We start from the raw sequence: 19,694 nt of genomic DNA on the forward strand, positions 1-19,694 counted from the left end.
CCTGGCTGCACACCTACAATCACCACCGCGGACACACCGCGCTGAAGGGCCAACCACCCGCCAGCCGCGTTCCTAACCTCACGGGGCAATACACCTAGGCGACGGCCTCGCTGCTCTCGTCCTCGCCGACGAAGGTGCGCCACAGCCCGGCGTACCGGCCGTCGGCGGCGAGGAGTTGCTCGTGCGTGCCGTCCTCCACGACCCGGCCGTGGTCGAGGACGACGACCCGGTCGGCGCGGGCGGCGGTGGTCAGCCGGTGGGCGACGACCAGGGTGGTGCGGCGTACGGCGAGCCGGTCGGCGGCGTGGTTGACCAGTGCCTCGGTGGCCAGGTCCAGGGCGGCCGTCGCCTCGTCGAGCAGCAGGACGTCCGGGTCGACCAGTTCGGCGCGGGCCAGGGCGATCAACTGGCGCTGTCCGGCGGAGAGATTGCGGCCGCGCTCGGAGACGGAGTGCAGGTAGCCGCCGTCCAGCGTGGCGATCATGTCGTGGGCGCCGACGGCGCGCGCCGCGGCCTCCACCTCGGCGTCGGTGGCGTCCATCCGCCCGTAGGCGATGGCGTCGCGGACCGTCCCCTCGAAGAGGTAGGCCTCCTGCGGGACGACGCCGAGCCGCTGCCGGTAGGCGGTCAGGTCGAGTTCGCGGATGTCCTGGCCGTCGACGAGGACGGCGCCCGAGGTCGGGTCGTAGAACCGGGCGACCATCTTGACCAGGGTCGACTTGCCCGCGCCCGTCTCACCGACGAAGGCCACCGTCTGGCCCGCGGGGATCCGCAGGTCGATCCCGGAGAGCGCCTCGGTGCCCTCCTCGATGTAGCGGAAGTGCACGTCGCGGAAGGTGATCTCGCCCCGCAGCCGGTCGACGCCCCGCGGGGACTCGGCGGGCGGGGTGGCGGTCGGCGTGCGCAGCAACTCGCGGATACGGCCCAGGGAGACGGACGCCTGCTGGTAGCCGTCGAAGACCTGCGAGAGCTGCTGGACGGGCGAGAAGAACAGGTCGATGTAGAGCAGGTACGCCACCAGGGCGCCGGCGGTGAGCGTGCCCGCCCCGACCCGCTGGGCGCCGACGATCAGCACCAGTGCGGCGGCGACGCTGGACAGCAGCTGCACGAACGGGAAGTAGACCGAGATCAGCCACTGGCCGCGCACGCGCGCCTGCCGGTAGGCGTCGCTGCGGTCGGCGAAGCGCACGGCGCCGCCGCGCTCGCCGCGGAAGGCCTGTACGACGCGGAGCCCGGCGACGTGCTCCTGCAGGTCGGCGTTGACGACGCTGACGCGCTCCCGGGCCAGCTCGTAGGCCTTGACGGACTTGCGGCGGAAGACCCAGGTGGCGACGAAGAGCACCGGCAGGGTGGCGAAGACGATCAGCGCCAGCTGCACGTCGATCACCAGCAGCGCCACCAGGATGCCGAGGAAGGTGAGCACGCTGACCAGCGCGGTGACCAGACCCGTCTGCAGGAACGTCGACAGCGCGTCGACGTCGGTCGTCATCCGGGTCATGATGCGGCCGCTCAGTTCGCGCTCGTAGTAGTCGAGCCCGAGCCGGTGCAGGTGGGAGAAGATCTTCACCCGGAGCGTGTAGAGCACACGCTCGCCGGTCCGGCCGGTCAGCCGCGTGGAGCCCCACTGCGCCGCCCACTGCGCGACGACCACCGCGAGGCCCAGCAGCGCGGCCGCCCAGACGGCGCCGAGCGCGGCCTGCCGCACTCCGGAGTCGATGCCGTGCCGGATCAGGACGGGCAGCAGCAGCCCGGCCAGTGCGTCCACCGCGACGAACACCAGGCTCAGCAGCAGGGGGCCGCGGAAGCCGCGCAGCAGACTGCGCAGGCCGAAGTCCTTCTCGACGGAGGCCGCCGCATGCTCGTCGACGTCCGGGGTGTCCAGGGCCGGGGGCAGCGCCGCCACCTGCGCCAGCAGCTCGGGGGTCGCGGGCATCCCGGCCATGGCCGAGGCCATGCCGCCCGGGCCGCCGCGCACGGCGGCCGGGGAGGGTGCCGCCTGCGACCGCCCGGTGTCCTCGTCGCGGTGCCGGCGGTCCTGCGGCCACAGGGCCGCGGTCACGCCGCCGTCCGCGGGCGCCGTGGCGGCGGGACGTGCCGCCGGGTCCGCGACCGCGCCGTCGCCGGGCCACTCGGTGAGCGGCACGACCTCGCCCGCCGGATCGTGCGTGACGACGTCCGAGCCGAGCTCGTCGGGGTCGGTGAGCAGCCGCCGGTACAGCGGGCAGCGCGCCTCCAGTTCCTCGTGGGTGCCCACGTCGACCAGCCGGCCGGCCTCCAGCACGGCGATCCGGTCGGCGAGGGCGAGGGTGGAGCGGCGGTGGGCGATGAGCAGGGTCGTTCGGCCCGCCATCACCTCGCGCAGCGCGTCGTGGATCTCCGCCTCGACGCGGGCGTCGACGGCGGAGGTCGCGTCGTCGAGGACGAGCAGCCGCGGGTCGGTGAGGATCGCGCGGGCCAGAGCGACGCGCTGGCGCTGGCCGCCGGAGAGGGTCAGCCCCTGCTCGCCGACGACGGTGTCGTACCCCTCGGGCAGGGCGCTGATGAACTCGTGCGCCTGGGCGTGCCGGGTCGCGGTGAGGATCTGCTCGTCGGTGGCGTCGGGGTGGCCGTAGGCGATGTTGGCGCGGATGCTGTCGGAGAACAGGAAGCTGTCCTCCGGCACCAGCCCTATGGCGTCGCGCAGGGAGTCGAAGGTGAGGTCGCGCACATCGCTGCCGCCGACGCGGACGGCGCCGCCGGTCACGTCGTAGAAGCGCGGCAGCAGCAGCGAGACGGTCGACTTGCCGCTGCCGGAGGCGCCGACGACGGCGACGGTCTCGCCGGGCTCGACGGTGAGCGAGAAGTCGTCCAGCACGGGGCGGGTGCGGTCGTAGCCGAAGCTGACGTGGTCGAACTCGACCGTGGCCGCGGCCTCGCGGGGCAGTTGCCCCGCGCCCTCCTCCAGGCTGGGGCGGGTGTCGATGAGTTCGGTGACGCGCTCGACGCCGGCCCGGGCCTGCTGGCCGACGGTGAGCATCATCGTGAGCATGCGCACCGGGCCGGTCAGCTGGGCGAGGTAGGTCGAGAACGCGACGAAGGTTCCCAGGGTGATCTGGCCCCGCACGGCCATCCAGCCGCCGAGCGCCAGCATGCCGACCTGCCCGAGCGAGGGCACGGCCTGCAGGGCGGGGCTGTAGCGGGCGTTGAGCCTGATGGTGCGCAGCCGGCCGGCGAAGAGCCGCTCGCTGACCGAGCGCAGCTTGGACATCTCCTGCTGCTCCTGGCCGAAGCCCTTCACGACGCGGACGCCGGTCACCGAGCCGTCCACGATCCCGGCGACGGCCGCGGCCTGGCCCTGCGCGTACCAGGTGGCGGGGAAGAGCCGCTTGCGGCTGCGGTCGGCGAGGAACCACAGGGCGGGCGCGACGGCGAGGGCGATCAGGGTCAGCATCGGCGAGAGCACGAACATCACGACGATCGACAGGACGAACAGCAGGACGTTGCCGATCATCATGGGCGCCATGAAGAGCAGGCCCTGGATGAGCTGCAGGTCACTGGTGGCCCGGCCGACGACCTGGCCGGTGTTGAGCTCGTCCTGGCGCGCGCCGTCCAGCCGGGTGAGCGAGTGGAACATGTCGGTGCGCAGGTCGTGCTGCACGTCGAGGGCGAGCCGGCCGCCGTAGAAGCGCCGCAGGAACGTCATCAGGTAGACCACGCCCGCGGCGGCGATCAGCACGGCCGCCCAGGGGCCGAGCGGCTTGTCGTGCTTGACGATGACGTCGTCGATGATCAGCTTGGGGACGAGCGGCACGAGCGCCATCACGGCCATGCCGGCGAGCGAGGAACCGAGCGCGAGGCCCACGTTCCCCCGGTAGCGCCAGCAGTAGCGCATGAGCCGCCGGAGCCAGCCCTCGGCCGCCGCCGCCTGCCCGGCCTTCGCTTCGTCGTCCTTCGCCGCCACCCGGTGTCCTTCCGTCCGTCCTTCTCGCCGGAGGATCACAACGCGCTGGAGTGCGTATTTCATCCTCCCGCAACAAAACTACGACGAGGGTCCGACAGCGCTCGGGCGGAGGTCCTACGACAAAGCACACCGAAACGTTTCGCCCGGTGGGACGGGCGGGCGCGGCCGGGGCCGGGCCGCGCCCGATCACCCCAGGTGGGTCGGCGCGAACATCCGCAGGTGCGCGGGGAGCACGACCACGGAGGGGCCGGGCGCCGCGAGGGCGTCCGCGAGGTCGTCGCGCAGCCGCTCGGGACCGGTCCGGATCGCCGGGACGCCGAAGGCCCCGGCGAGTGCCACGAAGTCCGGCCGGGCCAGCTCGGTACCGGTGGCCTCTCCGAAGGCGTCCGTCATGTACTCGCGCAGGATGCCGTAGCCGCCGTCGTCGACGATCAGCCAGGTGACGGGCAGGCCGTACTGCCGGGCCGTGGCGAGCTCGGCGATCGAGTACATCGCGCCGCCGTCGCCCGACACGGCCAGCACGGGCCGGGTGCGGTCCGCGGCCGCCGCGCCGAGCGCCGCCGGGAAGCCGTAGCCGAGGCCGCCGGCGCCCTGGGCGGAGTGCATCGGGCCGGGCCACGCGGACCAGGCCCAGTAAGCCAGGATCGTCATGTCCCAGAAGCTGGGGGCGTCCTCGGGGAGGGCGTCCCGCACGGCGGCGAGTACGCCCTGTTCCAGGCCGAGGTCCTGGCCGTCGATCCGCTCCCGGACCCGCTCCAGCAGGGCCGCCACCGCCGCGGGCGCCGCTGGGTCGCGGCGTTCGCCGACGGCCGCGGCGATCGCGCCGAGGGCGTGCCGGGCGTCGGCGTGGATGCCGAGCGCCGGGTGGTTGGACTCCAGCTTGCCGAGGTCGGCCTCGACCTGGATCACCCGGCCGCGGGGGCGGAAGGTGTGGTAGTTCGAGGAGAGCTCGCCCAGCCCGGAACCGACGACCAGCAGGACGTCGGCATCCTCCAGGAAGCCGGTGGTGTGCCGGTCCTCCAGCCAGCTCCGCAGCGACAGCGGGTGCTCCCAGGGAAACGCTCCCTTGCCGCCGAAGGTGCAGGCCACCGGCGCGTCGAGCCGCTCGGCGAGAGTGCGCAGCTCGGCCTCGGCCCCCGCGCGCACGACCCCGCCGCCGGCCAGCACGACCGGCCGCTCGGCGCGGGACAGCAGCGCCGCCGCCTCGGCGACCAGCTCGGCACGCGGGGGCAGTGGCCGGGGCTCGGCGCTCAGCTCCCCGACCGGCGGGACGGTGACGGGGGCGAGCAGCACGTCCTGCGGGATCTCCACCCAGACCGGCCCGTACGGCGCGGTCAGGGCCGACTCCCAGGCGGCGGCGAGGGCCGAGGGGATCTGGGAGGCGGTGCGGACGGTGTGCACCGACTTGACGATGTCGCGGAACGACGCCTTCTGGTCGGCGAGTTCGTGCAGGTAGCCGTGGCGGCCCCCGCCGAGGCCGGCGACCGGCACCTGGCTGCCGATGGCCACGACCGGCGCCGAGGCGGCAGCCGACTCCTGGAGCGCGGCGAGCGTCATCAGCGCGCCGGGGCCGGTGGAGACCAGCAGCGGCGCGGCGCCGCCCGTGACGCGGGCGTACGCGTCCGCGGCGAAACCCGCGTTGTTCTCCACGCGCAGGCCCACGTACTCCAGCTTCGAGCGCCGCAGCGCGTCGAAGGCGCCCAGCGCGTGCTGCCCGGGCAGCCCGAAGACGGTCGTCGCGCCGAGCGCCGCCAGGGACTCGACGACCAGGTCGCCGCCGCTCCGCTCACTCATGCGCGGCCCGCCGCGATCTGCCGGGTCATGATCGTGGTCAGCTCGTACGCGGTGTGGGAGGCCGCGACGCTGGTGATCTCGGCGTGGTCGTAGGCGGGGGCGACCTCGACGACGTCGGCGGAGACCAGGTTGCAGGAGGCCAGGCCCCGCAGGATCTCCAGCAGCTCGCGGGAGGTGATGCCGCCGGCCTCGGGGGTGCCGGTGCCGGGGGCGTGCGCCGGGTCGAGGACGTCGATGTCGATGGAGATGTAGAGCGGGCGGTCGCCGATGCGCTCGCGCAGCTGCTGGGCGACCTCGTCGGCGCCGCGCCGGTAGACGTCGGCGGAGGTGACGATGCCGAAGCCCATCTTCTCGTCGTCGGTGAGGTCCTGCTTGCCGTACAGCGGGCCGCGGGTGCCGACGTGGGAGAGCGCGGAGGTGTCGAGGACGCCCTCCTCCACGGCCCGGCGGAACGGGGTGCCGTGGGTGTACTCGGCCCCGAAGTAGGTGTCCCAGGTGTCGAGGTGGGCGTCGAAGTGCAGCAGGGCGACCGGTCCGTGCTTGCGGGCCATGGCCCGCAGCAGGGGCAGCGAGATGGTGTGGTCGCCGCCGAGGGTCATCAGGCGGGCGCCGGTGTCGAGCAGGTCGTCGGCGGCGGCCTGGATGGTCTCGACGGCCTCGTTGATGTCGAACGGGTTGGCGGCGATGTCACCGGCGTCCGCGACCTGGGCGAGCGCGAAGGGCGAGGCGTCCTGCGCCGGGTTGTAGGGGCGCAGGAGGCGGGAGGCCTCGCGGATCGCGTTGCCGCCGAAGCGGGCGCCGGGGCGGTAGGAGACGCCGGCGTCGAAGGGCACACCGACCACGGCGACGTCGGTGGTGCCGACCTCGTCGAGGCGCGGGAGCCGCGCGAACGTGGCGGGACCGGCGTACCGCGGGGTGCGGGAGGAGTCGATGGGGCCGCGCGGCTCGGTACTGCTCATGGGTAACTGCCTTCTTTCGTACGCTTCGTTACGCTCTGCTCGCTTTGTGACTTTATCCGACCGGAACGGTTCCCTCGGAGGCCGGGACGGGGGTCCGTCCGGCCAGCCGCTCCCGCCAGGCCGCCAGCACGGCGGCGTCGGTCGGCTTGGTGGCGAGGCTCACCGCGACGTAGGCGACCAGGGAGGCCAGCAGGCCGTAGTAGACGGGCTCGTTGGCGAGGATGCCCTTCCAGGCCATCAGGCCGACGACGGCCACGCCTCCGACGACGACCGAGGACAGGGCGCCCGGTGCGGTACCGCGCCTCCAGAGCAGTCCGCCGAGGATCGGCACCAGCAGCCCGCCGACGAGCAGGTTGTAGGCCACGGTCAGCGCCTCGACGACGTTGTTGAGCGCGATGGCGATGCCGATGACGGCCACACCCATGATCAGGATGAAGGCGCGGTTGCCCGCCACCTCGTCGTGGGCACCCTCGTCGTCCCGCCCGCGGCCGACCACGCCGCGCAGCCGCGACCAGATGTCGTTGTTGGCCACCGTGGCGCAGGCGATCAGCGCACCGGAGGAGGTGGACATCACCGCGGAGAGCGCGGCGGCCAGCACCAGGCCGCGCACGCCCACCGGCAGCGCGTCCTTGACGACGGTGGCGAAGGCGTCGTCGGCCGCGGCCAGGTCGGGGTACAGCACCTTGGCGGCGGTGCCGATGACGGCGCCGGCGATGGCGTACACCAGGCAGTAGACACCGGCGACGGTGCCGCCGAGCTTGGCGACCCTGTCGCTGCGGGCGGTGAACACCCGCTGCCAGATGTCCTGTCCGATGAGCATGCCGAAGGTGTAGATCAGCACATAGGTGAAGATCGTCTGTCCGCCGATGCCCAGGGGGGCGAAGTACTCGGTCGGCAGCTGCGCCTTCATCTCCGCGAAGCCGCCCGCCTTGACCACCGCGATCGGCAGCAGCAGCACCAGCACGCCGAGGGTCTTGACCACGAACTGCACCATGTCGGTGAGCGTGATCGACCACATGCCGCCCAGCGTGGAGTACGCCACGACGACGGCGCCGCCCAGGGTGATCGCCAGGGTGCGGTCCAGGCCGAACAGGACGTCGAAGATCGTCGCGTAGGCGATGGTCGAGGTGACGGCGAGCATCAGCGTGTACGCCCACATGACGACGCCGGAGATGACTCCGGCCGAGCCGCCGTAGCGCAGGTCGAGCATCTCGGAGACGGTGTAGACCTTCAGGCGGGCGATGCGGGCCGAGAAGAAGACGCTCAGCGCCAGCAGGCCGAGGCCGATGGTGAAGACCATCCAGGCGCCGGACAGGCCGTACTGGTAGCCGAGGCCGACGCCGCCGATGGTGGAGGCACCGCCGAGGACGATCGCCGCCATGGTGCCGGAGTACATCGACGGGCCCAGTCTGCGGCCGGCGACCAGGAACTCGCTCTTGGACCTGGCGCGGCGCATGCCCCACCAGCCCACGGCGAGCATGCCGGCCAGATAGGCGATGATCACGGCGTAGTCGACGGCCATGAGCCCTCCTCCATCGGTAGCGCGGCGCAGCCGCTGGCTTCCTCTGCGGTGACGATAGGTGGCCGGGAGGAGGCGCTGAAGTGTACGTTTCCTCCATTGCCGCAGGCCTGGATGGAGGAATCGCACATGACTCCCCCGCGTCAGGACCCCCCTTCGGCCACCCCGCCCACCCCGCCGATCCCCCTTGCCGCCCTGCTCGCCCTGCCCGACCTCGGGCTGCGCCAGGTCGCGGGGCCGTCAGCGGCCGAGAGGGACGTCCGCGTCCAGTGGGTGCACACCAGCGAGATGGAGGACCCCTTCCCCTATCTGCTCGGCGGGGAGCTGCTGCTGACCGCGGGGGTGCACTTCGCGTCGGCGGAGGGCGCCGGCGCCTATCTGGACCGCTACGTGGCGCGCACGGTCGAGGCGGGGGCGTCGGCGCTCGGCTTCGGCCTCGCCCCGGTGCACGACGAGACTCCGGCGGCGCTGCTCGCCGCCTGTGACCGGCACGGCCTGCCGCTGGTGGAGGTGCCGCCGCGCACGCCGTTCACCGCCGTCGCGCGGGCGGTCTGGCAGGCCATGGGCGAGGCCAGGGTCCGCGAGCTACGGCACGTCACCGAGGCGCAGCAGGCCCTCGCCGCGGCCGCCGCGCGCCCCGATCCCGTCCCCTCGGTGCTGCGCAGGCTCGCCGGCCGGCTGGGCGCCTGGGCCGCGCTGATCGCCGCGGACGGCTCCGAGGTGTACGCGGCGGGCGCCGCCCCGGACCCCGGGGCGCGTGCGGCGGCGGTCCGGCTCGCCCGGGTGGTCCGCCCGGCTCCGGACGCGCACAGGCCGTCGTCGGCGACCGACTCCCACGCCGGGACGCGGCTGTCGGCGTACGCCCTCGCCGGGGGAGCACCGAGTGAGCGGCCGGCGCTCGTCCTGGCGACGGGCCGTCCCGATCCGGGCGACCACGCGGTCGCCAACGTCGCGGCCGTGCTGCTCTCCCTGCTCACCGGGCCGCACCTGGGCAGCGCGGAGGCGGGCCGGTCCGCGGCACTGGTCCGGTTGCTGCTGGGCGCGCCCCCGGAGGAGGCCGCCCCGCTGCTGGGACCCGGATCCCGGTGGGCCGTCGTCCACGCCCGCAGACGCGGCGGCCCGGCCGGACCCCTGGCGGCCGCCGCCCTCGGTACGGCGCTGGGCACCGCGCTGGTCGAGCCGGGTGACGCGGTCGTACGCCTGCTGCTGCCGGCCGGCCGCGAGGTGACCGCCCAGCCGGGGTGGACCCTCGGGGTGAGCGGCCCCGTGGCGGTGGCCGCCCTCGTCACCGGGGACGCACAGGCCGCGGCCGCGCTGCGCCGGGCGATCGGCACCCGTGCGCCGCTGACGGTCCACCGCGGAGCCGGTCCCGGCATGACCGCGCTGGTCACCCCGGACGACGCCCGGGCGAGCGCGGAGGAACTGCTGGCGCCGGTGAAGGACTCGCCCGCCCTGGTGGAGACGCTGCGCACCTGGATCGGTCTGCACGGCAGCTGGGACCGTACGGCCGTCGCGCTGGAGGTGCACCGCAACACCGTGCGCCAGCGCATCGGGCGGGCGGCGGCGCTGCTGGAGGCGGACCTGGACGACCCGGACGTACGCATGGAACTGTGGTTCGCGCTGCGCTGGCTGTGAACCCGTACGCCCCGCCGCGGCGGGCGTCCTGACGCCCCGGCAGGAGGTAACGGACCGGCGTCGATCGGCGGCCGCCCGCACGCACGTCCGACAGGAGGCGACAATGGGGGTCATGCTGCCCCATGTCACCGCGCCGTCCCGCAAGGCCCTCGCCGACCACCTCGTCCGCACGCGCATCGCGGGCGACGTCGCCACTCCCCGTGAGAACAACCGCTCGCACTACCGCAGACTCGCCGAGGGCGACCGCCACTACTGGTTCGGCCTGGAGTTCGGCGACCGCTGGACGGACGAGGAGGCGGTGCTGGCGGTCATGGCCGAGCGCTGCGGGGTCGTGGCCGACCCCGCGCACCTCCGGGGGCAGGACACCATCGACCCCGAGCTGACGATCAGCGCCCTGGACCGCGCCGCCCGGATGCTCTGCAAGGCCGTGGAGGGCGGGCAGCGGGTGCTGTTCGCCACCGGCCACCCCGGCGGTCTGCTGGACGTCCACCGGACCCTCGCGGCGGCCGTGGGGGCCGCCGGGGCCGAGGTCGTGGCGATCCCCGGCGGACTGTCCACCGACGAGGGCGGCGTCTTCCAGTTCTGCGACGTGGCCATGCTGGAGCGCGGCGCCACGCTGTGGCACACCCACTCCCCGAACCCGATGGCGGCGGTCCTGGACGGGCTGGCCGCGCAGGGGCGGCCGCTGCCCGACCTGGTCGTCGCCGACCACGGCTGGGCGGGGTGCGCCGGACAGCGCGGCATCGACGCGATCGGCTTCGCCGACTGCAACGACCCGGCGCTCTTCCTCGCCGAGGCGGAGGGCACCGTCTCGGTGACCGTCCCGCTCGACGACCACGTCACCGACCCGCGCCACTACGACCCGATGACCGCCTACCTGCTGGAGGCGGCGGGCCTGACCGGCTCCGCGTGACAGCGGGGCCCCGCCCCCGAGGAGGCGTGGCCCACCGTTTCCCGGCGGGCTCCGGGGCCGCCGTCCTGCCGGCGTCCCGGGGCCCGATGCCGTGGGGCCGGGCCTGCGCCCCGCCCGGCCTGACCGGGCTGCGCGAGCGCGCCGCCGCGCTGGGCGGCACCCTGGACGCGGGCCCCGAGCCGGACGGCGGCTTCCTGGTGCGGGCGACACTGCCGCCGGACGCCTGCCGGTGACCGCCCCGGCGACCTGTGACCCGGTGGATCAGCCCCGCGGTACGCGGACCACGCCTTCCTGGATGACGGAGACGGCGAGCCGCCCGTCCTGGGTGTAGATCCGCGCGGTGCCGAGCCCGCGCCCGCCGGAGGCGGAGGGGCTCTGCTGGTCGTACAGCAGCCATTCGTCGGCGCGGAACGGCCGGTGGAACCACATGGCGTGGTCCAGGCTGGCGCCCACCACGTCGCCGACCGCCCAGCCGCCGCGACCGTGGGCCAGCAGCACGGAGTCCAGCAGCGTCATGTCCGACACATAGGTGGCGAGGCAGACGTGGAGCAGCGGATCGTCGGCGAGCTTGCCGTTGGTGCGGAACCACACCTGGGAGCGCGGCTCACGCGGCCCGTCCCCGGCGGCGAGGAACGGCGGGGCGTCGGCGTAGCGCAGGTCGACGGCGGCCCTGGCCTCCAGGAGGCGGTCCACGACCGAGGGGTCGGGGAACCGGTCCCGGTGCGGGAGCAGCAGGTCCTCGCCCGTGGGCAGGGTCTCCGGGTCCGGCGCCGGCGGCATCGGCTCCTGGTGTTCCAGTCCGTCCTCGTACGTCTGGAAGGACGCCGAGAGGTGGAAGATCGGCTGCCCGTGCTGCACCGCGACCACCCGGCGGGTGGTGAAGGAGCGGCCGTCACGGATGCGGTCGACCTGGTAGACGATCGGCGCGCCCGGGTCGCCCATGCGCAGGAAGTAGGCGTGCAGGGAGTGGGCGTCGCGTCCTTCGGGGACCGTGCGCCCCGCCGCGACCAGCGCCTGTGCGGCGACCTGGCCCCCGAAGACGCGGGGGACGACGGCGGGGCGGCTGGCGCCGCGGAAGATGTCCTGCTCGATCCGCTCGAGGTCGAGCAGGTCGAGCAGGGACTGCAGTGCGTGGTTGGTCACGTGCGTCTCTCGGGGTCGGCGGACCGTCCGGTCACAGCCCCATCGACTTGGCGATGATCGACTTCATGACCTCGCTGGTGCCGCCGTAGATGCGGTGCACGCGGTTGTCCGCGTACAGGCGGGCGATCGGGTACTCCAGCATGTAGCCGTAACCGCCGTGCAGCTGGAGGCAGCGGTCGATGACCTTGGCCGCGGTCTCGGTGCAGAACAGCTTGGCGCGAGCGGCGTCGGCGGCGGTGAAGTCGCCGTGCTCGTGGGCCTCCAGGCCGCGGTCGACGACGGCCTGCATGGCGTCGACGTCGGAGGCGCACTCGGCGAGCACGAACTTGGTGTTCTGGAACTCTGCGACGCTCTTGCCGAAGACCTTGCGGTCGCGCACGTACTGGGTGGCGAAGCGGACGGCGGCGTCGGCCTGGGCGTAGGAGCCGACGGCGATCGCGAGGCGCTCGACCGGCAGGTTGTGGGCCAGGTAGGAGAAGGCCTTGCCCTCCTCGCCGAGCAGGTCCTCGACGGGGACCTTGACGTCGGTGAAGGACAGCTCCGCGGTGTCGGAGGTGCGCAGGCCGATCTTCTCCAGCTTGCGGCCGACGGCGTAGCCCTCGCTCTTGGTGTCGACCACGAGGATCGACAGGCCGCGGCGGCGGTCCTCCGGGGTGGCGGGCGAGGTGCGGCAGACGACCAGCACGCGGTCGGCGACCACGCCGCCGGTGATGAAGGTCTTGGCGCCGTTGAGGACGTAGTGGGTGCCGTCCTCGGAGAGCCTGGCGGTGGTGGTCATACCGGCCAGGTCCGAGCCGGTGCCGGGCTCGGTCATGGCGATGGCGGTCATCATGTCGCCGCTGATGAAGTCCGGCAGCCAGCGCTTCTTCTGCTCGTCGCCGGCGAACTCGAGGAGGTACGGGAGCACCAGGCCGGTGTGCACGCCGCTGCTGCCGAAGCTGACGCCCGCGCGGGCGCACTCCTCCGTCACCACCGCGCTGAACTTCCAGCCCGTGATGCCCGCGCCGCCGTACTCCTCGGGCACCTCGATGCCGAAGATGCCCAGCTCGCCCAGGCGCCGGTAGAAGTCGCGGGGCGGGTACCCCGCCTCCTCCCACTCGGGGTAGACGGGCACGACCTCGTTGGCGATGAAGTCCCGGATGGTCTCCCGGAAGGCCTCGTGGTCCTCGTTGAATACCGTGCGACGCACTTGGCGCCTCCTCTGCACCCGAGCGATAAGCAAGCGCTCAGTAAGTTACTTCCCGGTTGTGCGTGCTGTCCAGAGCGGCGAAGGCGCCCAGGGCCAGCCGGTGCAGCAGCACGGCGGTCGCCGCGCGGCCGGGCAGTCCCCCGTGCGGGCCCAGGTGCGGGGTGGAGTTGAGCAGGCCGAAGACGGCGTGCACGGCCGCGCGGGCCTCGGACTCGGCCGCCCCGGGATGGACCTCGCGGACGACCGCGACCCACTGCTCGACGTACTGGCGCTGCAGCTGGCGCACGAGCTTGCGGTCGGAGTCGCGGAGCCGGTCCAGCTCGCGGTCGTGCAGGATGATCAGCGCCCGGTCGTCGAGGGCGAAGTCGATGTGCCCGCGGACCAGGGCGTCCAGCGCCGCGGCCGCGCCGTCGGCCTCCGCGACGCGCATGCGGCCCGCGGAGTGCAGCCGGCCACTGATCCCGACGAGCAGCTCGGCGAGCATCGCGTCCTTGCCCGCGAAGTGCCGGTACAGCCCCGGGCCGCTGATGCCGACCGCCGCCCCTATCTCGTCCACGCCGACCCCGTGGAACCCGCGCTCGGCGAAGAGCCGCGCGGCCTCCCTCAGGATCTGGTCGCGCCTGCCGCTGGCCGCCCTGGCAGCCGTCCTCGTGGGCTCCACACCGCACCTTTCCGCGAGGCGCCCAGCCTGTGGACGCCCCCCGCGATCTCATCGTCCTACCATTCTAGACAGCCGTGTTAACGACCGCTAACGTGGTCGACAACACGTTAACGACCGCTAACTCCTCCGGGGGCCCGTGACATGGAAGCACCCGTCCTCGCCAGCGCCGCGGATCCGGCGGGCGAGGCCTACCGCGCCAACGAGAAGGCGCACGCCGAGCTGTCCGCGCGGCTGCGCGAGAAGCTCGCCGCCGCCGCGCTCGGCGGCGGCGAGAAGGCCCGCGCCCGGCACACCGCGCGCGGCAAGCTGCTCCCCCGCGACCGGGTGGACGGGCTGCTCGACCCCGGATCCCCCTTCCTGGAGCTCGCCCCGCTGGCCGCCGACGGCATGTACGACGGCCAGGCCCCGGCCGCCGGCGTCGTCGCCGGGATCGGCCGGGTCTCCGGCCGCGAGGTCGTGATCGTCGCCAACGACGCCACCGTCAAGGGCGGCACGTACTACCCGATGACGGTCAAGAAGCACCTGCGCGCCCAGGAGATCGCCCTGGACAACCGGCTGCCGTGCGTCTACCTGGTCGACTCCGGCGGCGCCTTCCTGCCGAAACAGGACGAGGTCTTCCCCGACCGCGACCACTTCGGGCGGATCTTCTTCAACCAGGCCACCATGTCCGCGCGCGGCATCCCGCAGATCGCCGCCGTCCTCGGCTCCTGCACGGCGGGCGGCGCCTACGTCCCCGCGATGAGCGACGAGGCGGTGATCGTCCGCGGCCAGGGCACGATCTTCCTCGGCGGCCCGCCGCTGGTGAAGGCCGCCACCGGCGAGGTGGTCACCGCGGAGGAGCTCGGCGGCGGCGAGGTGCACTCCCGCACCTCCGGCGTCACCGACCACCTCGCCGAGGACGACGCCCACGCGCTGCGCATCGTGCGGAACATCGTGGCGACCCTGCCCGCCCGCGGCGAACTGCCCTGGACGGTCGGGCCCGTCGAGGAGCCCGCCGTCGATCCGGCCGGGCTCTACGGCGCGGTCCCGGTGGACTCGCGCACCCCCTACGACGTCCGCGAGGTGATCGCCCGCCTCGTCGACGGCAGCCGCTTCGCGGAGTTCAAGGCCGAGTACGGCACGACCCTGGTCACCGGCTTCGCGCGGATCCACGGCCATCCGGTGGGGATCGTCGCCAACAACGGCATCCTGTTCTCCGAATCGGCCCAGAAGGGCGCCCACTTCATCGAGCTGTGCGACCAGCGGGGCATCCCGCTGCTCTTCCTGCAGAACATCTCGGGCTTCATGGTGGGCCGCCAGTACGAGGCGGGCGGCATCGCCAAGCACGGCGCCAAGATGGTCACCGCCGTGGCCACGACCCGGGTGCCCAAGCTGACCGTCGTCATCGGCGGCTCCTACGGCGCGGGCAACTACTCGATGTGCGGCCGCGCCTATTCGCCGCGCTTCCTGTGGATGTGGCCCAACGCCAAGATCTCCGTCATGGGCGGCGAGCAGGCCGCCTCCGTGCTGGCCACCGTCAAGCGCGACCAGATCGAGGGCGCCGGCGACACCTGGGCGGCGGAGGACGAGGAGGGCTTCAAGGCCCCCATCCGCGCCCAGTACGAGGAGCAGGGCAACGCCTACTACGCGACGGCCCGGCTGTGGGACGACGGGGTCATCGACCCCCTGCAGACCCGTCAGGTGCTGGGACTGGCCCTGACCGCCTGCGCCAACGCGCCGATTCCGCAACGCGATCCGCAGGCGCCGGGCTTCGGCGTCTTCCGGATGTAGGGGAGCACTGTGATGTCAGCGATGTTCGACACCGTCCTGGTGGCCAACCGCGGCGAGATCGCCGTCCGCGTCATCCGCACCCTGCGGCGGCTCGGGATCCGTTCCGTGGCCGTCTTCAGCGACGCCGACGCCGGTGCCCGCCATGTGCGCGAGGCCGACACCGCCGTGCGCATCGGCCCCGCGGCCGCCACCGAGAGCTATCTGTCGATCGAGCGGCTGCTGGAGGCGGCCGCCCGCACCGGCGCCCAGGCCGTCCACCCCGGCTACGGGTTCCTCGCCGAGAACGCCGCCTTCTCCCGCGCCTGCACGGACGCGGGGCTCGCCTTCATCGGGCCGCCCGCCCGGGCCATCGAGCTCATGGGCGACAAGATCCGCGCCAAGGAGACCGTCCGCGAGGCCGGGGTCCCGGTGGTGCCGGGCAGCAGTGGCAGCGGCCTCACCGACGAGCAGCTGACGGCCGCCGCCCTGGAGATCGGCACCCCGGTGCTGCTGAAGCCGTCGGCGGGCGGCGGCGGCAAGGGCATGCGCCTGGTGCGCGACACGGCTCTGCTCGCCGAGGAGATCGCCGCCGCCCGCCGCGAGGCGCGCGGCTCCTTCGGGGACGACACCCTGCTGGTGGAACGGTGGATCGACCGCCCCCGGCACATCGAGATCCAGGTGCTGGCCGACGACCACGGCAACGTGGTGCACCTCGGCGAGCGCGAGTGCTCGCTGCAGCGCCGCCACCAGAAGGTGATCGAGGAGGCCCCCTCGGTCCTGCTGGACGAGGCGACCCGGGCCGCCATGGGCGCCGCCGCCGTGCAGGCCGCGCTGTCCTGCGGCTACGTCGGCGCGGGCACGGTGGAGTTCATCGTCCCGGGCGCCGACCCGTCCGCCTACTGCTTCATGGAGATGAACACCCGCCTCCAGGTCGAGCACCCCGTCACCGAACTGGTCACCGGGCTGGACCTGGTGGAGTGGCAGCTGCGGATCGCCGCGGGCGAGCGGCTGTCGTTCGGGCAGGAGGAGGTCGCCCTGACCGGGCACGCCGTCGAGGCCCGGATCTGCGCCGAGGTGCCCTCGCGGGGCTTCCTGCCGTCGGCGGGCACCGTGCTGGCGCTGGACGAACCGGCCGGCGAGGGCGTGCGCGTCGACTCCGGGCTCAGCGCCGGCAGTGAGATCGGCACGTCCTACGACCCCATGCTCGCCAAGGTCATCGCGTACGGTCCCGACCGCCCGACGGCGCTGCGCCGGCTGCGGGCCGCCCTCGCCGGGACGACCGTGCTGGGCCTGGAGACCAACACCGGGTTCCTGCGCCGCCTCCTGGCCCACCCCGACGTCGTCTCCGGCGAGATGGACACCGGCCTGATCGACCGGGAGCTGGCGGGCCTGGTGCCCTCCGAGGTGCCCGCCGAGGTGTACGCGGCAGCCGCGCTGCTGCGCCAGGCCGCCCTGGAGCCGGCGGCCGGCGGCTGGACCGATCCCTTCTCCGTGCCGAGCGGCTGGCGGCTCGGCGGGGAGCCCGCCTGGACCGACCACTGGCTGCGCGTCCCCGGTGCCGACGCCGTACGGGTGCGCACCCGCGGCCCCGCGGGCGATGCCGAGGTCCGGGTCGGCGACGGCGCACCGCTGCGGGCCCGGCTGCTGCCAGAGACCGGGCAGCGGATCACCGTCGAGTGGGACGGCGTCACGCACTCCTTCGACCACGCCGGCGACTGGCTCGGCAGGGACGGCGACGGCTGGCACCTGCAGCCGTACGACCCGGTCGAGGCCGCGCTGCGCGGCGGCGCCGGAGCGGGCGGGGTCGACACCCTGGCCGCGCCCATGCCGGGCACGGTGACCGTGGTCAAGGTCGCCAAGGGCGACGAGGTCACCGCGGGCCAGAGCCTGCTGGTGGTGGAGGCCATGAAGATGGAGCACGTCATCACGGCCCCGCACGACGGCACCGTCACCGAGATCGACGTGACCCCGGGGAGCACGGTCGCCATGGACCAGGTGCTCGCCGTCGTCACCCCGCACCAGGAGGAGGCGGAATGACGGCCGTCGAGCGAACCCCTGGACTGCCCATGTCCGTGCCCCTGGACGGGCTGCCGCAGCGGGTGCGCATCCACGAGGTCGGCGCACGCGACGGGCTGCAGAACGAGAAGGCCACGGTGCCCACCGAGGTCAAGGCGGAGTTCGTGCACCGCCTGGCGGACGCCGGGCTGACCACCGTCGAGGCGACCAGCTTCGTGCGCCCCGAGTGGGTGCCCCAGCTCGCCGACGCCGAGCAGCTCATGCCGCTGCTGGACGACCTGGGCGACGGCATCCGGCTGCCCGTGCTGGTGCCCAACCGCCGCGGGCTGGAGCGGGCGCTTGCTTTGGGGGTGCGCGAGGTCGCCGTCTTCGGCAGCGCGACCGAGTCCTTCGCGAAGGCCAACCTCAACCGCACGGTCGAGGAGTCCCTGGAGATGTTCGCGCCGGTCGTCACCGCCGCCAAGGAGGCGGGGACGAGGGTGCGCGGCTATCTGTCGATGTGCTTCGGCGACCCCTGGGAGGGCGCGGTGCCCGTTCCGCAGGTCGCCGCCGTGGCCCGCCGGCTGTACGACCTGGGCTGCGACGAGCTCAGCCTCGGCGACACCATCGGCGTCGCCACCCCCGGCCACGTCGTGGCGCTGCTGGACGCCCTCGGCGGCCTGGACGTGCCCGTCGAGCGGCTCGCCGTCCACTTCCACGACACCTACGGCCAGGCGCTGTCCAACACCCTGGCCGCCCTCCGGCACGGCGTGACCGTCGTCGACGCCTCCGCCGGCGGCCTCGGCGGGTGCCCCTACGCCAAGAGCGCCACCGGGAACCTCGCCACCGAGGACCTGGTCTGGATGCTCGACGGCCTCGGCGTCGAGACCGGGGTCGACCTCAGCCGCCTCACCGCCACCAGCGTGTGGATGGCGGAGCAATTGGGCCGACCGAGCCCGTCCCGTACCGTCCGCGCCCTCTCCCACCAGGAGTGACCACAGCCATGACGACCGCCCACCGGCTCCCCGCCGAGTACGAGGAACTCCGCCGCACGGTGGAGGAGTTCGCGCACGACGTCGTCGCGCCGAAGATCGGCGAGTTCTACGAGCACGACGAGTTCCCCTACGAGATCATCCGCGAGATGGGCCGCATGGGCCTGTTCGGGCTGCCCTTCCCCGAGGAGTACGGCGGCATGGGCGGCGACTACTTCGCCCTCTGCATCGCCCTGGAGGAGCTCGCCCGGGTGGACTCCTCCGTGGCGATCACCCTGGAGGCGGGGGTCTCGCTCGGCGCCATGCCGGTCTTCCGCTTCGGCACCGAGGAGCAGAAGCGCGCCTGGTTGCCGCAGTTGACCTCGGGCGAGCAGCTGGGCGCCTTCGGGCTGACCGAGCCGGACTGCGGCTCCGACGCCGGCGGCACCCGCACCACGGCCCGTCTGGACGAGGCGGCGAACGAGTGGGTGATCAACGGCACCAAGAGCTTCATCACCAACTCGGGCACCGACATCACCGCGCTGGTCACGGTCACGGCCGTCACCGGACGGAAGGAGGACGGCCGCCCGGAGATCTCCTCCATCATCGTGCCGTCCGGCACCCCGGGCTTCACGGTCTCGAAGAAGTACAGCAAGGTCGGCTGGAACGCCTCCGACACCCGGGAGCTGTCCTTCTCCGACTGCCGCGTGCCGGCCGCCAACCTGCTCGGTGAGCAGGGCCGGGGCTACGCCCAGTTCCTGCGCATCCTGGACGAGGGCCGGATCGCCATCGCGGCACTGGCCACCGGGCTGGCGCAGGGCTGTGTGGACGAGTCGGTCGCCTACGCCAAGGAGCGCACGGCCTTCGGCCGCCCGATCGGCGGCAACCAGGCGATCGCCTTCAAGCTCGCCGACATGGAGATGCGCGCCCACACCGCCCGGCTGGCCTGGCGCGACGCGGCGTCCCGGCTGGTCGCCGGCGAGCCCTTCAAGAAGGAGGCGGCGATGGCCAAGCTCTACTCCTCGGAGATCGCGGTCACCAACGCCCGCGAGGCCACCCAGGTGCACGGCGGATACGGTTTCATGAACGAGTACCCGGTCGCCCGCATGTGGCGGGACTCCAAGATCCTGGAGATCGGCGAGGGCACCAGCGAGGTGCAGCGCATGCTGATCGCGCGCGAGCTCGGCCTTCCGGCGTAGTTTTCGCCGCTTCCCTGCCCGAAATCG

The 19,694-nt window shown here is 73.4% G+C and carries 14 protein-coding genes; 7 read left to right on the forward strand and 7 right to left on the reverse strand.

Features of this window, described 5'->3' with window-relative positions; all coding sequences use genetic code 11:
- Window positions 1-94 precede the first annotated feature (94 nt).
- The 4 genes from PV342_RS14250 to PV342_RS14265 form a co-directional block, all read right to left on the reverse strand.
- Window positions 95-3,871 carry an ABC transporter ATP-binding protein gene (locus tag PV342_RS14250; RefSeq protein ID WP_400805560.1) on the reverse strand — a complete coding sequence of 1,259 codons (3,777 nt, stop codon included), beginning with the start codon at window positions 3,869-3,871 and terminating at the stop codon, window positions 95-97.
- Between the two features lie 255 nt (window positions 3,872-4,126).
- A complete protein-coding gene (locus PV342_RS14255; RefSeq protein ID WP_500317344.1) occupies window positions 4,127-5,734 on the reverse strand; it encodes a thiamine pyrophosphate-binding protein in 1,608 nt (535 codons plus the stop codon).
- Window positions 5,731-6,693: an agmatinase gene (gene speB / locus PV342_RS14260; RefSeq protein WP_018563937.1), complete on the reverse strand. Its 963-nt coding sequence runs from the start codon at window positions 6,691-6,693 to the stop codon at window positions 5,731-5,733. Before speB ends, PV342_RS14255 begins: the two co-directional genes overlap by 4 nt.
- Before the next feature lie 52 nt (window positions 6,694-6,745).
- Complete coding sequence (locus tag PV342_RS14265) at window positions 6,746-8,215, reverse strand: sodium:solute symporter family protein (protein WP_500317346.1); 1,470 nt, start codon at window positions 8,213-8,215, stop codon at window positions 6,746-6,748.
- A gap of 126 nt (window positions 8,216-8,341) precedes the next feature.
- On the opposite strand from PV342_RS14265, the gene PV342_RS14270 reads away from it, so the two are divergent.
- The 3 genes from PV342_RS14270 (at window position 8,342) to PV342_RS14280 (ending at window position 10,993) form a co-directional block, all read left to right on the forward strand.
- Window positions 8,342-9,847, forward strand: coding sequence for a PucR family transcriptional regulator ligand-binding domain-containing protein (locus tag PV342_RS14270; RefSeq protein WP_400805416.1), 1,506 nt, complete (start codon window positions 8,342-8,344; stop codon window positions 9,845-9,847).
- Between the two features lie 103 nt (window positions 9,848-9,950).
- A complete protein-coding gene (locus tag PV342_RS14275; protein ID WP_018563940.1) occupies window positions 9,951-10,760 on the forward strand; it encodes a phosphatase in 810 nt (269 codons plus the stop codon).
- Window positions 10,761-10,786: 26 nt separating this feature from the next.
- Window positions 10,787-10,993 (forward strand): ATP-binding protein, encoded by a 207-nt coding sequence (locus PV342_RS14280; protein WP_391578509.1) that lies wholly within the window; start codon window positions 10,787-10,789, stop codon window positions 10,991-10,993.
- Window positions 10,994-11,021: 28 nt separating this feature from the next.
- On the opposite strand, the gene PV342_RS14285 is transcribed toward PV342_RS14280, so the two are convergent.
- The 3 genes from PV342_RS14285 to PV342_RS14295 are packed head-to-tail and all read right to left on the reverse strand — an operon-like array spanning window position 11,022 to window position 13,753.
- Window positions 11,022-11,903, reverse strand: a complete 882-nt coding sequence (locus PV342_RS14285; RefSeq protein WP_329187759.1) for an acyl-CoA thioesterase — start codon at window positions 11,901-11,903, stop codon at window positions 11,022-11,024.
- A gap of 31 nt (window positions 11,904-11,934) precedes the next feature.
- Window positions 11,935-13,092, reverse strand: coding sequence for an acyl-CoA dehydrogenase family protein (locus tag PV342_RS14290; protein WP_018563943.1), 1,158 nt, complete (start codon window positions 13,090-13,092; stop codon window positions 11,935-11,937).
- A 37-nt stretch (window positions 13,093-13,129) separates the two neighbouring features.
- Window positions 13,130-13,753 (reverse strand): SACE_7040 family transcriptional regulator, encoded by a 624-nt coding sequence (locus PV342_RS14295; RefSeq protein ID WP_018563944.1) that lies wholly within the window; start codon window positions 13,751-13,753, stop codon window positions 13,130-13,132.
- A gap of 141 nt (window positions 13,754-13,894) precedes the next feature.
- Here PV342_RS14295 and PV342_RS14300 point away from each other — a divergent pair, with 141 nt between their 5' ends.
- Genes PV342_RS14300 through PV342_RS14315 form a run of 4 tightly spaced genes read left to right on the forward strand, consistent with a single transcriptional unit; the run spans window position 13,895 to window position 19,667 of the window.
- Window positions 13,895-15,523, forward strand: coding sequence for a carboxyl transferase domain-containing protein (locus PV342_RS14300; protein WP_375819761.1), 1,629 nt, complete (start codon window positions 13,895-13,897; stop codon window positions 15,521-15,523).
- Between the two features lie 21 nt (window positions 15,524-15,544).
- Entirely contained in the window at window positions 15,545-17,539 is a 1,995-nt protein-coding gene (locus tag PV342_RS14305; RefSeq protein ID WP_500317347.1) for an acetyl/propionyl/methylcrotonyl-CoA carboxylase subunit alpha, read from the forward strand.
- On the forward strand, window positions 17,536-18,492 hold the full coding sequence (locus tag PV342_RS14310; protein WP_018563947.1) for a hydroxymethylglutaryl-CoA lyase: 957 nt from the start codon (window positions 17,536-17,538) through the stop codon (window positions 18,490-18,492). The genes PV342_RS14305 and PV342_RS14310 overlap by 4 nt, the downstream gene beginning before the upstream one ends.
- Before the next feature lie 8 nt (window positions 18,493-18,500).
- On the forward strand, window positions 18,501-19,667 hold the full coding sequence (locus PV342_RS14315; RefSeq protein ID WP_386990969.1) for an acyl-CoA dehydrogenase family protein: 1,167 nt from the start codon (window positions 18,501-18,503) through the stop codon (window positions 19,665-19,667).
- The last annotated feature ends 27 nt before the right edge of the window (window positions 19,668-19,694 follow it).

The sequence above is a fragment of the Streptomyces sp. PA03-3a genome (genome assembly GCF_033792735.1).
Classification (GTDB): Bacteria; Actinomycetota; Actinomycetes; order Streptomycetales; family Streptomycetaceae; genus Actinacidiphila.

Coding starts and splice junctions, on each gene's coding strand:
- PV342_RS14250 (WP_400805560.1), bottom strand. CDS start 3,871: ATGCGCTACTGCTGGCGCTACCGGGGGAACGTGGGCCTCGCGCTCGGT.
- PV342_RS14255 (WP_500317344.1), bottom strand. CDS start 5,734: ATGAGTGAGCGGAGCGGCGGCGACCTGGTCGTCGAGTCCCTGGCGGCG.
- speB (WP_018563937.1), bottom strand. CDS start 6,693: ATGAGCAGTACCGAGCCGCGCGGCCCCATCGACTCCTCCCGCACCCCG.
- PV342_RS14265 (WP_500317346.1), bottom strand. CDS start 8,215: ATGGCCGTCGACTACGCCGTGATCATCGCCTATCTGGCCGGCATGCTC.
- PV342_RS14270 (WP_400805416.1), top strand. CDS start 8,342: ATGACTCCCCCGCGTCAGGACCCCCCTTCGGCCACCCCGCCCACCCCG.
- PV342_RS14275 (WP_018563940.1), top strand. CDS start 9,951: ATGGGGGTCATGCTGCCCCATGTCACCGCGCCGTCCCGCAAGGCCCTC.
- PV342_RS14300 (WP_375819761.1), top strand. CDS start 13,895: ATGGAAGCACCCGTCCTCGCCAGCGCCGCGGATCCGGCGGGCGAGGCC.
- PV342_RS14305 (WP_500317347.1), top strand. CDS start 15,545: ATGTTCGACACCGTCCTGGTGGCCAACCGCGGCGAGATCGCCGTCCGC.
- PV342_RS14310 (WP_018563947.1), top strand. CDS start 17,536: ATGACGGCCGTCGAGCGAACCCCTGGACTGCCCATGTCCGTGCCCCTG.
- PV342_RS14315 (WP_386990969.1), top strand. CDS start 18,501: ATGACGACCGCCCACCGGCTCCCCGCCGAGTACGAGGAACTCCGCCGC.